The sequence below is a fragment of the Pontibacter indicus genome (genome assembly GCF_900156345.1).
GTDB lineage: Bacteria > Bacteroidota > Bacteroidia > Cytophagales > Hymenobacteraceae > Pontibacter > Pontibacter indicus.
In genome coordinates, this window is sequence record NZ_FTPP01000001.1 from 955219 (window position 1) to 970074 (window position 14856).

General features: G+C 51.0%; 11 protein-coding genes. 5 read left to right on the plus strand and 6 right to left on the minus strand.

Translation table 11 applies throughout. The annotated features are described in order from the left end of the window. Positions 1–32: 32 nt before the first annotated feature. Positions 33–1322, minus strand: a complete 1290-nt coding sequence (locus B0B12_RS04100; RefSeq protein WP_076666198.1) for an acetyl-CoA hydrolase/transferase family protein — start codon at positions 1320–1322, stop codon at positions 33–35. A 234-nt stretch (positions 1323–1556) separates the two neighbouring features. Here B0B12_RS04100 and B0B12_RS04105 point away from each other — a divergent pair, with 234 nt between their 5' ends. Beyond that, positions 1557–2156, plus strand: a complete 600-nt coding sequence (locus B0B12_RS04105; RefSeq protein ID WP_170871817.1) for a DUF4136 domain-containing protein — start codon at positions 1557–1559, stop codon at positions 2154–2156. 138 nt (positions 2157–2294) lie between these two features. After that, positions 2295–3089 (plus strand): thymidylate synthase, encoded by a 795-nt coding sequence (locus tag B0B12_RS04110; RefSeq protein WP_076666200.1) that lies wholly within the window; start codon positions 2295–2297, stop codon positions 3087–3089. Positions 3090–3149: 60 nt separating this feature from the next. On the opposite strand, the gene B0B12_RS04115 is transcribed toward B0B12_RS04110, so the two are convergent. Beyond that, positions 3150–3866 (minus strand): 3-ketoacyl-ACP reductase, encoded by a 717-nt coding sequence (locus B0B12_RS04115; protein ID WP_076666201.1) that lies wholly within the window; start codon positions 3864–3866, stop codon positions 3150–3152. A gap of 85 nt (positions 3867–3951) precedes the next feature. Further along, on the minus strand, positions 3952–5016 hold the full coding sequence (locus tag B0B12_RS04120) for an oxidoreductase (RefSeq protein ID WP_076666202.1): 1065 nt from the start codon (positions 5014–5016) through the stop codon (positions 3952–3954). A 125-nt stretch (positions 5017–5141) separates the two neighbouring features. Between B0B12_RS04120 and B0B12_RS04125 the strand changes: the two genes are divergently transcribed. Continuing rightward, positions 5142–7748 (plus strand): TonB-dependent receptor plug domain-containing protein, encoded by a 2607-nt coding sequence (locus tag B0B12_RS04125; protein ID WP_076666203.1) that lies wholly within the window; start codon positions 5142–5144, stop codon positions 7746–7748. A 75-nt stretch (positions 7749–7823) separates the two neighbouring features. Here the strand turns inward: B0B12_RS04125 and B0B12_RS04130 are convergent, their stop codons facing one another. The 3 genes from B0B12_RS04130 to B0B12_RS04140 all read right to left on the minus strand — a co-directional run bounded on the left by B0B12_RS04130 (position 7824) and on the right by B0B12_RS04140 (position 10323). Next, positions 7824–8639, minus strand: coding sequence for an aminotransferase class IV (locus tag B0B12_RS04130; RefSeq protein WP_076666204.1), 816 nt, complete (start codon positions 8637–8639; stop codon positions 7824–7826). 196 nt (positions 8640–8835) lie between these two features. Beyond that, the gene (gene dprA, locus B0B12_RS04135; RefSeq protein ID WP_076666205.1) at positions 8836–9957 is read right to left on the minus strand and encodes a DNA-processing protein DprA; all 1122 of its coding nucleotides are present in this window, start codon (positions 9955–9957) and stop codon (positions 8836–8838) included. Between the two features lie 18 nt (positions 9958–9975). Next, entirely contained in the window at positions 9976–10323 is a 348-nt protein-coding gene (locus B0B12_RS04140; protein WP_076667657.1) for a MerR family transcriptional regulator, read from the minus strand. A gap of 202 nt (positions 10324–10525) precedes the next feature. Here B0B12_RS04140 and alaS point away from each other — a divergent pair, with 202 nt between their 5' ends. Beyond that, positions 10526–13162 carry an alanine--tRNA ligase gene (alaS, locus tag B0B12_RS04145; RefSeq protein WP_076666206.1) on the plus strand — a complete coding sequence of 879 codons (2637 nt, stop codon included), beginning with the start codon at positions 10526–10528 and terminating at the stop codon, positions 13160–13162. A gap of 142 nt (positions 13163–13304) precedes the next feature. Then, entirely contained in the window at positions 13305–14759 is a 1455-nt protein-coding gene (gene gatB / locus B0B12_RS04150) for an Asp-tRNA(Asn)/Glu-tRNA(Gln) amidotransferase subunit GatB (RefSeq protein ID WP_170871818.1), read from the plus strand. Positions 14760–14856 lie beyond the last annotated feature (97 nt).

Below are 14856 nucleotides of genomic sequence, written 5' to 3' on the forward strand. Positions count from 1 at the left end.
CGCAAACCCGAAGCGAAAGTTTAGTATCGTGGCTATAAGTTTTTGAAGCGCTTGTGCGCCTCTTCCTCCAACCGTTCCCGGTGGTCCGGGTGCGCGATTTCGATCAGTGCCTTAGCCCGCTGCCGCAGATTTTTACCGTACAGGTAAGCTACCCCGTACTCTGTCACCACATAGTGCACGTGCGCGCGCGTCGTCACGACACCAGCTCCTTGGTTAATGTAAGGTGTGATGCGCGAAATGCCCTTGTTCGTGACAGAAGGCAGCGCAATGATCGGTTTGCCTCCCTCTGATAGGGCAGCACCCCTGATAAAGTCCATCTGGCCGCCTATACCTGAAAACTGATAGGTACCGATGGAGTCTGACACCACCTGGCCGGTCAGGTCAATCTCAATGGCGCTGTTGATGGCAGTCACTTTCGGGTTGGAACGGATGACGGTCACATCGTTCACATAGTCGGAGCTGAGCATGGTGATCAGCGGGTTGTCGTCCACAAAATCATAGAGCTCCCGGTTGCCCACAATAAAGCCCGTTGCAATGCGGCCACGGTGCTTCTTCTTGAACTCGTTCGTAATAACGCCTTTCTGTACCAGGGGTAGTACCCCGTTGGAGAACATCTCGGTGTGGATGCCGAGTCCTTTGTGGTTGGTCAGGCTACGGAGTGTGGCGTCCGGTATACCCCCTATGCCCATTTGCAGGGTGGCACCATCTTCCACCATTTCGGCGATGTAGCGCCCGATGGTTTCTTCAGTCTCGGTTATGCGCGGACCATAGTCTACTTCCGGAAGTGCCTCGTTTACCTCTACCAATGCATCGAAGCGGCGGATGTTGATCAGGGCATCGCCGTGGGTGCGGGGCATCTGGGGGTTTACCTGCGCGATGACGTGTTTGGCACTGATAACCGCCTGCCGGGCAATGTCCACCGATACACCAAGGGAGCAGAAGCCATGGCGGTCGGGCGGCGACACGTGCACAATGGCCACATCAAGCGGCATGATGCCGGAGCGGAACAGGTTCGGGATCTCGCTCAGGAAAATAGGCACATAGTCGCCGCGGCCACTGTTGACGGCCTCTCGCACGTTAGCCGAAACAAAGAGGGAGTTGATGTAAAACGCATCACTACAACGTTCCTCGGCGCAGGGCATGTCCCCAAAAGTGGAAATACTCACCAGCTCCACATTTCGCAGTTCGTCGGCTCGCTCTGCCAGCTTGTGCACCAGGTACTGCGGTGTGGCGGCACTGCCATGCACAAACACACGATCACCTGATTTGATAACAGAAAGGGCTTCTTCAGCTGTAGTGTACTTCATTTGGGCTTGGTTCATGGTTCTTCTTTTTAAGAGTGTAAGCTTAGGGCGTATCGCTTAACTTACGGTTAGCCAGACACTCGGTTTGAAATGCCTCCGAAATCGGGGCGCACTGTTTATTTATTCGCAAAAGAATATATAAATTTGAAAGCAAGCGATGATAATTGTCACCCTTAGAAATTAGCATGCGTAAGGAGGGAGGAAATAAGCCCTGTACCTTTGCCAGCCACACCAGCATCAACTATGAAAAGCATGAAAAATAAACTGGCCTCAGCCCTATACCTTCTGCTGGGCACTGTTCTCCTCAGCTCCTGCGTCGCCACGTCCGGCATCGATCATACCAATACGATCAGTTCTTCCGAAGGAGTGCTGAGTAAAAAGAAGACCTATGCCTGGTACCAACCTACACCAGCCGCCCAGCCTGCCTACGGCCCGGACTTTGACGCCAACCTGCACGAGCACCTGCTGAAAGCGGTGGACGAAGAGTTGGGAAGAAAAGGCTATACCAAAACCACCGTGAACCCGGACATGCTGGTGGCTTATGATGTGAGCGTATCGGTGCCGGATGCGATGGACAAACCGGAGCTGTATGGCCCTGGTTTCGGGTATAGCTACGCCTATATGAGTGGCTACAGGTATAAGTATGGCAATGCTGAGCTGCCCGGCTACCGTGCAGTGGACCTTTTCAAGCAAGGCACGCTAATCGTGGATGTGATCGACCCGAAATCCAAGCAGCTGCTCTGGCGGGGATGGACCGAGGGAGCCATCAAGAGTTTTAATGCGGGCTACAGCACCGTAAAAGGCCAGGTACAGAAGATCGTGAACCGTATGCCGAGCGCCGGACAACCCTAAACGGAAGTAAACCTTTTTTTGAAACCCGAATAAGGACGCGCTATACCTGCGACTAGAAAACAGGCGACAGTTTTTTCGTCGGATTATTTTTGCGCTATCTTTATGCTTCGGAAACTTACACGCTACTAACAATCCCTTATGAAACAGTACCTGGACCTGATGCAGCACATCCTCGACAAGGGGGTGAAAAAAGAAGATCGTACCGGCACCGGTACCCTCAGTGTGTTCGGCTACCAGATGCGTTTCGACCTGTCAGAAGGCTTTCCGCTGGTGACAACCAAGAAGGTACACCTCAAATCCATCATTCACGAACTACTGTGGTTCCTGAAGGGTGACACCAATATTGCCTACCTCAAAGAGAACGGCGTGACGATTTGGGACGAGTGGGCGGACGAAAACGGAAATTTGGGCCCGGTATACGGTTCGCAATGGCGCAGCTGGCCAACGCCGGATGGCCGCCACATCGACCAGATCACCCAAGTGGTGAACCAGTTGAAGCACAACCCGGATTCGCGCCGCATTATTGTGAGCGCCTGGAACGTGGCGGAGATCGAAAACATGAAGTTACCGCCATGCCATGCCTTCTACCAGTTTTACGTGGCCGAGGGTAAACTGAGCTGCCAGCTCTACCAGCGTTCTGCCGATGTGTTTTTGGGCGTACCCTTCAACATCGCCTCCTACGCCCTTTTGGTGCTGATGATGGCGCAGGTAACGGGCCTGGAGCCAGGTGAGTTCATCTGGACCGGCGGTGATACGCACCTATACCTGAACCATTTGGAGCAGGCGCAACTGCAGCTGACGCGAGAACCACACGCGCTGCCCACCATGCGTCTGAACCCGGATGTGAAAGATATTTTTGACTTCAAATTCGAAGACTTCAAGTTGGAGAATTACGTTTCGCATCCAGGTATAAAGGCGCCTGTTGCGGTATAAACTATTCAGGTATAGCTTCATAAAACAAAATGCCCGAAGCTGAACTTCGGGCATTTTTTGTTAGGGGTTGGTTGACCAGATGCCGGCCTCTTTGATGAACACGCGACGGTTCAGTTTCAGTTGCGCCACGATCAGCTCCGCGAAATCTTCCGGTTGCATCACGCGGTCGGGGTTGCCGTCTGTCAGCTTCAGATCGATGGCCATGTCAGTTGCCACAGTACTCGGCGTAAGGGTGCTCACCCGGATGTTGTGCTTGCGCACCTCCTGCATCAACGACTCTGAAAGTCCAATTACCGCAAACTTTGAAGCACTGTAAGCACTCGTGACCGGAGCGCCTCTTTGTCCGGCCGTGGAGGAGATGTTGATGATGTCACCGGTCTGGCGCTCGATCATTTCCGGCAACACGGCGCGGGTCACATAGTATGTACCCAACAGGTTAACCCGGATGATGTGCTCCCATTCGGCCGGCTCCAGCTCAAGGAACTTTCCAAACTTGGCCGTACCGGCGTTATTAATGAGGATATCGATGGGTCCGAGTTCGGCGCCAATCTGCTTCACCGCTTCGTTTACAGAGTTTATGTCTGCCACATCGGCTGTCGCGACAGCGGCTTTAACACCTTGCGCTCTGAGCTCAGCGGCTACTTCTTCTAACTGTGCTGTGGTGCGGGCCAGCAAACCTACGTTAACACCTTCTTTGGCCAGCGCGATTGCGATCGCCTTTCCTATACCTTTCCCAGCTCCTGTGATGAGGGCGCTCTTTCCTTTCAATGATTCCATACAGTAAACTAATGATTTTTGTAGCTACAAATATACTACGGAATCGACTAAAATTTTGATCCGGCCTCGTAAGGGGAGAACAAAACTAATCGAAGGCCATTGCTTTCCCTTCCTGGCTGCTCTGCATGGCCAGTTCGATGATGCGTATCGTGTTCAGGGCCTGTTCCGGTTTCACCTCCAGTTCGGCTATACCAAGGACGGCATCCCGCACATTCTCGTAAAAGCCCCGGTAATCGCCGGGTTCGCTCTTAATCTTGCCGATGAGTTGCTGCCCGTTAAGCTCTGTATCAAGTTTGCCCCAGATCTCTTCCGGCTCCAGGCCCCAGTCAGCACCTGAAGGAGCGAAGCCGGCTTTCAGCGCTGCTTCCTGCACATCCAGTCCGTGCTTCACAAAGGATCCTTTATCGCCCGACAGCATAAAACGTGGCCCTGGTTGCCTCACCAGCATACCTGCCTTCAAAATAGCTTTCAGTCCACTTGCATAATACAGCGTCAGGTCGAAGCTGTCTGTTATTTTCCCGCCACTTCGCTGGGTGCGCAGGTCGGCGTATACCTGCTGAGGGGTGCCAAACAGTACAAGTGCCTGGTCGATGAGGTGAGCGCCCAGATCGTAGAGAATACCCGTACCCGGCAGGTCTTCTTCCTTCCAGGTAGAGGAAGCAGGAATAGGGCGGAAGCGGTCAAAATGGGCTTCGTACTCCACCAGACGGCCCAACAATTTATTTTCGAGCAACTTCTTCACAGTTCTGAAATCGCTGTCCCAGCGCCGGTTCTGGTATACTGTTAACAGCCTGCCTTGAGATTTGGCCAGTTCGATCAGTTCACTTGCCTCACTGGATGTCACCGTAAAAGGTTTTTCGACCACCACGTGCTTTCCTGCCTGCAGAGCGGCTTTAGCCAACTCAAAGTGTGTATCGTTGGCAGTGGCCACGATTACCATATCAATCTCCGGGTCCTCTAATACGCTGCTTGTATCTGTTACAACCGCAGCATCAGGGTATAGTACTCTAGCAAGGGCAATGCTTTCAGAGCGGGTTGCTTTTATTTTGCTGAGTTTCAGGCCATCCACAGCCGATACAATTGGCGCATGAAAGACGCGCCCGGCCATGCCGAAGCCGAGAAGGCCGATATTTATAGTTCTATTCGTCATCAAAAGGTCTTTACGGTATTTCCTTATGGCTGCATGCATTTGCCTCCAATAAAGAATCATGATTACTGCACTATTATATGTAATCTACTATATTTAAGCTTTCTTACACCAACCATACCTGCAATTTGAAACAAATTTTACCCCATCACCTGAAATTCCTGAAGTATAGTTGTGCCGCTCTTGGATTACTGATCACCAATCCTGTCTTTAGTCAGGGTGAACAGTTAGCCGATTCTACCTCGGCTGCAGCTGATACTTTACAAGCGACCTACAAACCATACGAATTAAACGCATCCGATTTTAACAAGGGACTTGTCACCTCTGTGGAACAGGCTATTAATGGCAGGTTGGCGGGTCTTCGCATTACTCCCAAAAGCGGAGCTCCGGGAGCGCCTTATACCATGGAAACCGGCCATGGCAACTCCTTGGTGGGGCAAAATAGCCCTTTAATTGTCATCGACGGTGTATTGATCAGCTATGCGGATGTCTCAGCGAATACCGGCGTGCTCAGCTTTCTGAACCCAGAAGATGTAGCCTCGATCAGCTACCTGCGCGACGCGTCGGCTATGGCACTCTATGGGGGCAAAGCTGTTAATGGAGTGTTGGTGATCCAAACGAAAGCAGGCAAGCCGAAAAGTAAAACACAGGTAAGGTTCAATACGACGGGAGCCGTATCCTCGCTTCGCAGAAAAGCAGACGTTTACAGTGGAGACGAGGTACGCAACCTGTTGCAAACCAAATACCCGGGCCAAGCCCACCTAGCCGGCAGTCACAACACGGACTGGCAAGATGCTATATATCAGCATGGCTACAGTCTGGATAACAGCCTGAGCTTGCAGGGCGCTATTGGCTCTTTGCCATACCGCGTTTCAGCTGGTTATCTCACACAGCAGGGCATCCTGAAGACTTCAGAAAGACAGCGCAAATCAATGTCGCTCCACCTGAACCCGAGTCTGCTGCAGGACCACCTTACACTGGATTTATCCTTGCTACACAGCGATCAGCAACTCCAGGTTGCCAATGAAGGAGCTATCAGCCAGGCACTAGGCTTTGACCCAACACAGCCGGTACATGTCGAGAATCAGCATGGCGGTTACTTTGTATACTACAATCAAAATGGCACAGTCAACTACGATGCCCCTAATCCGCTGAGCATGTTGGAGCGACGCGATGCCAGAGACCAGATGGCCACTTGGTTTGGTCAGGCGCATTTGCGTTACAAACTTCACTTTCTGCCAAGCGTCAAACTAAACTATCGCCATGCCTACCATAGCTCTGACAGCGACTTTCGGATAAGCGATAATCAAGCCACTTTTGTGTATAACAACCAGCTTCTGCACACGCAGGAGAACAAAATGGACCGCACCTACCAAGAGGCATTTGTAGATTTTGATCAGCAGCTGAACAGCATCAACGGTCTTCTTCATTTGACGGGAGGAATTCTGAAGACAGATCTCATGACCAGGAGCGAGCACATTATAAGGGATGGCGCCACAAACCAGGCTTTTCAGGGGAAAGGGAGTAAGTTGACAGAAACTGATCTGGAATATTACGGAAACCTGCATGTTACGATGCGCGACAAGTATACGGCCGGTTTGTCCGGAAGGCGCCAACTGAGCTCGCCTACCCGCATCTCAAGAGACCCCTACAGTGCTCAGAGTGCCGGGCTGCGACTTGGTTGGAATGTGGCCAAAGAGTCTTTCCTTAGCCAATCGACCTGGTTGTCGCACTTAAACATAGGTACTTCACTGGGTTATTTTGAGCGCCTCGACAACCCAAACCAATATCTGATTCTGAACTCAAATCAATATGCCTATGCGCCTGGGGGAGATGCAGAAAAAACAATAACCAAGCGGGTGGGCCTGACCTATGGCTTGTGGAGCAATCGGCTTCAAGGTACCCTTTCATTTTACCACAACCGCTCAACCGATCTGCTGCTGGCTTTTTCGCTACCAAATGCCCAGGGCGGTGCAACCATCGGCAGAACGGCAGGTGAGCTAAAAACAAGCGGCCTGGAAGCTTCCTTCCTCATTAAGGTTATCAGGAACGGAGACTTTTACCTGGATTTGGGATTGAATGCGACTCAGATGAACAGCAAAGTGGTAAGCTTTGACGAAGCACCGACACAATTCCATTACATTGAGCCGCACAACAACTACTTGGTCAGTGAGCTAGGCAGGTCTGTGCAGAGCTTTTACCTTTTTAAACAACTATACGGCCCGGATGGCAGACCAATACAGGATTATGAAAGAATAGATGGGAGAGTAGTCAAGATGGTAATTGATTCCCCAAAGCCCAGTCTGATCGGGGGGCTACAGGCAAGTACAGGGTATGGAAAATGGCATGCTGCTCTCTATATGCGTGGCAATTTCGGGCAGAAGGTGTATAACTACGCGGAAGAGCGAAGAAGCTGGTTTTACGTTGGTCAGAATAGCAGCCGGTTGCAAAATGCCAGCCGGACCTATGCAGATACTGGATTCCGACAAATTCAGTATCAATCAGATTACTTCCTGGAAAAAGGCTCTTTCCTTCGGATGGATTACCTGCAGGTATCCTATGATGCGGGCAGTATAGCTGGCAACAGAGCAAATCTGAAACTACATGCCACCGCGCAAAATGCTTTCATTTTGACAAAATACAGCGGCATGGACCCCGAAGTGCGCAGTGGCATGGACAGAGGACTAACACCTCAGCCCCGCACATTTTCCCTGGGACTACAGCTCGTGATATAAATCTGGCAATGGACTTAAAATCAAAAGGCTGTCCTTTAATAAGGGCAGCCTTTTCTATACCTGTTTAGTTTTGACCTATACCTGCAGACCAGCTTTGATAGCTTGCAGCCAGTCATTCTTTATATGCAATTGATGATCTGCCAGCATTTCTATACCTCGTATACCTGTCACGTTCGCAGCAAAAACACAATTGGCTTGAACTATTTCTTCCGGTTTAGCTAAAACTTCCAGCGCTGCTATACCTTGCTGCTGGCACCAGCGCAGGATATTGCGGCGCAGGATCCCGTTCACGCAGCCTGTCTCCAAAGCGGGCGTATAGAGCACACCATCCTTCAGCCAGAAAATATTGGAAGAGATTAACTCTGACACATTACCGTGCACATCTACTAGCAGCATATCATCTAAGCCGCTTTTTTGCTTCTCTATACCTGCCAGCACATAAAGTGGTGCTTGAGGGCCTTTGAAATGGGAGAGGGGCGAAAAAAGCGTTCGGACTGACTGGCATATGCCGATCCGTATACCTGAGTCAGGTATAGGGGGGGCAACTTCTGCGGTCGCCAGCCACTCTATTTCATTTGATTGCGGGATATACAATCCGCCACCAGCCCGCCACACCTTCAGTTTGATGCGCCCATACTGCAATACTTGCCGCTGCTTCGCTAACTGCAACAAATTCTCTTCCAGCTCACCGTCCTGAAAATAACCAGGTATAGCCAACTGCAGTGCCTCAGCCGCCTCGGTTATACGCGCTTGGTGTTCTGACCAAAAACGAAGTCTGCCTTCTACCACCAGGATCGTCTCAAAAAAACCATCGTTGTACTGAAAAGCCCGGTTCGTCCAGGAGAGCTTAAGATCTTGAATGGGTAGAAAGACGTTGTTATAGAGAAGCACTTTAAGTTAGAAGGTTAGAAAGTTATGAAGTTAGAAAGTTGAAGAGCTTACAAGAGTTATTCTCCCCATTATGTCATCTTATTAAGTTCTTGGTGAAGAGGGCCCCTGCCTCCGCACATTGCACGGGCTTTTGTAACTGGCAAACAAGGTTCCTACTGAATGACAAAAGGTGATAAATCATGGCTATCGTGTCAATTTATCTGATCAAGGCGAACCGCTTACCAGGCATGGCTTTTACCATCCCTTTAAATTCGAGTGCTAATAATATGGAGGCAAGTTGACTCACAGATACTTGTGACTTCCAGGCTAAATTATCCATTTGCTCTTCCCCGCTCTGAATCAACACCTGTAGTACCTGCATTTCCTCCGGCGTGAAGTCTGCCGGGTCGAGGGCAGGTATAGCAGCGGCTCGCTTGGAGGCCAGCTTGTCTTCCACATCCCAGTTCAACAGCTCGATCAGGTCTTGGGTGGAGGTGAGCACAGCAGCTTTGTGCGACTTGATAAGCCAGTTCGTGCCTTCCGACATGGGCGAGTTGATGTTGCCGGGCACGGCCATCACTTCTTTGTCGTAGCTGTGGGCAATGTCGGCGGTGATGAGGGTGCCGCTTTTGAAAGCAGCTTCTACTACGATCGTGCAGTCGGACATGCCAGCAATGATGCGGTTGCGGGCCGGGAAGCGGGGAGCGTCGGGTTTGGTGCCAAAGGTGTTTTCGGTGATTACACCGCCCTGTTCTAGCATTTTCTCTGCGTACTTCTTGTGCACGCCCGGGTAAATGGTGTCGGGACCGGAGGCCATCACGCCGATGGTGGGCAGACCTGCCTGCAACGCAGCGCGGTGGGCGGCAATATCGATGCCATAGGCCAGTCCGCTGACGATCATCACATTATAGGGCTTCAGCTCTTCCACAATCCGTTCGGTTATACCTTGTCCATAACTCGTTGGCTTACGGGTACCTACAATGCTAATAATGCGGCGATGGTTTAAGTCGGTGTTGCCTCTAAAATAGAGGAGGGGTGGTGCGTCGGGAAACTGTTTGAGTCGGTTTGGGTACTTCGGCGATGTATAGAACAGCAACTCTACATTTTTGTCTGCAGCCTTCTTCAGCACGTCTTCCGCTTCCACCAAGGCCTGGCGGCCATTGTCTCGGATGCTTTTGGCTACCTTTTCACCCACGCCCGGCACCTTCATTAGTTTGGCGACGGGTGAATCAAACACGGCTTTGGCTGAGCCACAATAGCTCACCAGCACCTTCGTCAGCTGGTCGCCGACGTGGGGCAGAAACGAAAGGGCTACTTCAAACTGGGCTTCTTCAGACATGCACCAAGGTACGCAGGCTTAGCTTTTGGTGTTCAGCTGTTCTTTGATGCCTACCAGGAAAGAACGCACTTTCTCCAATGAATTGATGATTTCGATCTTGTCCTTGGTCTGCACCGACTTATTCTTCAACACCTCCTTAGCGCCCTGAATCGTGAAGCCGCGCTCTTTCACCAGATGGTACACGGCGCGCAGCTCTTCAATGTCCTTGGCGGTATATTGGCGGTTGCCTTTCTTGTTTTTCTTCGGCTTGAGCTGGTCAAACTCGGTCTCCCAGAAGCGGATGAGCGAAGGGGCAACGTCAAATATGGCAGCTACTTCCCCAATGGTATAGTACTGCTTTTCTATTTCTTTTTCTTTATAAGGCATAGTATCGGTTTCAAGGTATGGCACTACAGCACTAATTTTCAGGTATAGCACGCTGAATTACGGCTAAAATTGCTACTTTTGCCCTAATTGCGGCATTAGAAACACCACCCGAAAGGGCTCTTTCAATAAGGCAAAAATTCTATATTTTTTGTTATTAAACAACAAGTATAGCAGATTGTATCTAAAGGCTTAATAATCATAGATGAACTCAGCTGAGATTAGACAAAAGTTTCTTGACTTCTTCGCCCAACGACAGCACCAGATCGTGCCGTCGGCACCCCTTGTGGTAAAAGATGACCCTACCCTGATGTTTATCAACTCAGGTATGGCGCCCTTCAAAGACTACTTTCTGGGCAACAAACCCGCCCCGTCCAAACGCATCGCCGACACCCAGAAGTGTCTGCGCGTTTCGGGCAAGCACAATGACTTGGAGGAAGTGGGCTACGATACCTACCACCACACCATGTTCGAGATGCTGGGCAACTGGTCATTCGGCGACTATTTCAAGAAAGAAGCCCTGACCTGGTCCTGGGAGCTACTCACGGAGGTATACCAGCTGCCGAAAGACAGGCTGTATGTGTCGGTGTTTCAGGGTGATGACTCTGAGAACCTGCCAATGGACCAGGAGGCTTATGACATCTGGAAGTCTATGATCGCAGAGGGTCGCATTCTGATGGGCAACAAGAAGGACAACTTCTGGGAGATGGGCGATACGGGTCCTTGTGGTCCCTGCTCGGAGATACACGTAGACTTGCGTACCGAGGAAGAGCGCGCGCAGGTGGACGGCAAGACGTTGGTAAATGCTGACCATCCGCAGGTCGTAGAGATCTGGAACAACGTATTCATGGAGTTCAACCGTCTGGCGGACGGCTCGCTGGTAAAACTGCCTGCGCAGCACGTGGATACAGGTATGGGCTTCGAGCGTTTGTGCATGGCCATCCAGGGCAAGCGCTCCAACTACGACACCGACGTATTCCAGCCGTTGATTCAGTTCATCGCCAAAGAAGCTGGTGTAATGTATGGTGAAAATGAAAAGGTAGATATCGCCATTCGCGTCATGGCCGACCACATCCGAGCCATCGCCTTTGCCATTTCGGACGGTCAGCTGCCATCGAATAACAAGGCGGGTTACGTGATTCGCCGTATCCTGCGTCGTGCTGTAAGGTATAGCTTTACCTTCCTCGACTTCAAAAAGCCATTCCTCTACAAACTGGCTGCCATGCTGGCCGACCAGATGGAAAATGTGTTCCCAGAACTGAAAGCACAGCTGAGCTTTGTGCAGCGCGTGATTGAAGAAGAAGAAAATGCCTTCCTGCGTACACTGGAGAACGGTCTGAAGCGACTGGATGCCTTGGAGGCCAAATTCAAAGAGAACAACAATACCATCGACGGCAAAACTGCTTTCGAGTTGTATGATACATTCGGTTTCCCGCTAGACCTAACCGCCCTGATTGCCCGTGAAAAAGGCCTGAAGGTAGACGAGGCTGGCTTTGGTGTGGAGATGGAGCAGCAGAAGAACCGTTCCCGCAATGCTTCTGCACAAGAGCAAAGCGACTGGGTGATCATTCAGCCGGACGTAGAGACAGAGTTTTTGGGTTACGAACATGACGTGGCCGATTCGCACATTGTGCGTTATCGTCAGGTGAAGACCAAGAACAAGAGCGAATTCCACATCGTGCTGGACCGCACCCCGTTTTACGCCGAAAGCGGCGGACAGGTAGGTGATACGGGCTATCTGATTTCTGATTCAGAACAGATCGAAGTGCTGGATACCAAAAAAGAAAACGACCTGATCCTGCACATCACTTCTAAATTGCCGCAAAACATTGAGGCTACTTTCAGAAGCGAAGTAGATTTTGAGCGCCGCAACCTGATTCGTAAGAACCACTCTGCTACGCACTTACTGCACGCTGCTTTACGTAAAGTTTTAGGTGAGCACGTGCAGCAAAAAGGCTCTTTGGTGAACGAAAAAGTACTGCGTTTTGACTTCTCGCACTTCTCTAAAGTAACCGACGAGCAACTGCGCGAGGTGGAAACCATTGTAAACGAGCGCGTGCGCCAGGCGATTCCTTTGGAAGAACAGCGTAACGTGCCGATCGCGCAGGCGAAAGAGATGGGTGCCATGGCGTTGTTCGGCGAGAAGTACGGCGAATTTGTTCGTGTGATCGCCTTCGATCGTGACCACTCGGTAGAGCTTTGCGGCGGTACGCATGTGTACAACACCGGCGAGATCGGCTACTTCAAGATTCTTTCCGAAAGCTCCGTAGCCGCTGGGGTGCGTCGTATCGAGGCAACTACCGCTGGCTCGGCAGAAGAGTACATGCAGCAACAGCTGAACGAACTGAATGCCGTGCGCGAAGTGCTGGGCACGCACAGCAACATATCGGGTGCCGTGCAAAAGCTGCAGGAAGATAACAAAGCCCTGCAGAAGCAACTCGAGCAATTTGAGCTGAAGCAACTCACCAGCCTGAAAGAAAGCCTGGTGCAGAAAGCGCAGTCCATCGATGGCGTGAACTTCGTGGCCGAGAAAGTAGACGTATCTACTTCGGATTATCTAAAGAAACTGGCTTTCGACATGCGTCAGGCGCTCGACAACCTAGTGCTGGTGTTGGCGGCTGAAATCGACGGCAAGCCACAGATCGCAGTGATGCTGTCGGACAATCTGGTAGCGGACCGCAAACTGAACGCCAGCCAGATGGTACGCGAGCTCGCCAAAGAGATCAAAGGCGGTGGCGGCGGACAGCCATTCTATGCCACAGCGGGTGGTAAAGACTCAGCTGGTTTGCAGGCTGTTCCTGGCAAGGCAGCAGAGTTGGTTAAATTACTAATGAATAATTAAGAATGAGTAATGATTAATGAATAGAGGAAATGCTAATGAAGTAAGATTTAAGGACTCAATCAGTTCAGAGCAGCCATTAATAATTATTCATTAGTCATTCTTAATTATTCATTACTCATTATTCATTAGTCATTATAAAATCATGGATAAAGAGATAAGAGACAAATACCAGGCGATTATTGGTCTGGAGGTACACGCCCAGTTGCTCACGGAGAGCAAGGCCTATTCGTCTGACTCCACGGAGTATGGCGTGTTGCCGAATACGAACCTGAGTGTGATCACATTGGGGCATCCGGGTACTTTGCCACGCATCAATAAGTCGGTGGTGGAGATGGCTGTGAAAATGGGTTTGGCGACAAACTGCGACATCACACGCTACAACATCTATGCCCGCAAAAACTACTTCTATCCGGATCTTCCGAAAGGCTACCAGATCACGCAGGACAAAACGCCTGTTTGTACGGCTGGTCACCTGTTGGTAAAAGACGCCGAAGGCAATGACAAGCGCATTGGCATCACACGCATTCACATGGAAGAAGATGCGGGTAAATCGATGCACCTGGCTGGCGAAACGGAAACGCTCATCGACTTGAACCGTGCCGGTGTTCCCTTGATCGAGATCGTGTCGGAGCCGGATATCCGTGACTCGGAGGAGGCTTACAACTACCTGACAGAGATCCGTCGTTTGGTGCGCTACCTCGAGATTTGCGACGGCAACATGGAGGAAGGCTCGCTGCGTTGCGACGCCAACATTTCGGTGATGCTGAAAGACTCGCCGCTTTGGGGCACCAAAGTAGAGGTGAAGAACATGAACTCCTTCCGCAACGTGCAGCGTGCCATCGAGCACGAGATCGAGCGCCAGATCATGGTGCTGGAGAATGGTGGCAAAGTAGAGTCCGAAACACGCAACTTCGACGCCAACACGGGCACTACTACGGCCATGCGCTCGAAAGAGACGCTGAACGACTACCGCTACTTCCCGGAGCCGGATCTGCCGCCGTTGGTGATCGAGCAGGAGTGGCTGGAGCGAATCAAAGCGACCATGCCGAGCCTGCCACAGGAATTATACAAGCGCTTTACAGTGGAGTTTGGCTTATCCGACTACGATGCCGGCGTGTTGACCGACACCAAAGAGATCGCGTTATATTACGACGAGCTTTGCAAGTATACCAAAAACTACAAAGGAGCCGCCAACTGGGTAACCGGTCCGGTAAAATCATACTTAAACGAGCTTCAGTTGCACATCAAAGACTTCCCGCTGCAGCCGCATGCCATTGCCGAGATCATCACGCTGGTGGACGAGAACAAAGTGAGCCACTCGGTAGCTGCCAAAAAGATTTTCCCATACATGCTGGAGAATCCGGGTATACCTGCGCACCAGGTTGCCGAAGAGCAGAACCTGTTGCAGGACTCAGATTCGGACGCACTTAAGGCGATCGTAGCCGAGGTGCTGGCCGCCAATCCGCAGAAAGTGGAGGAGTACAAGGCTGGCAAGCAGTCGCTCATTGGAATGTTCATGGGCGAGATCATGAAAAAGACCAAAGGCAAAGCTGACCCGAAGGTGGCAAACAAATTGCTGCAGGAAGGCCTTAAATAGACGTATCACGACACACGTATCACGATGCATAGAAAGAGAGCCTGACAATATAAGTCGTGCTACTTGCTACGTGATACTTGCTACGAAATATAAATAA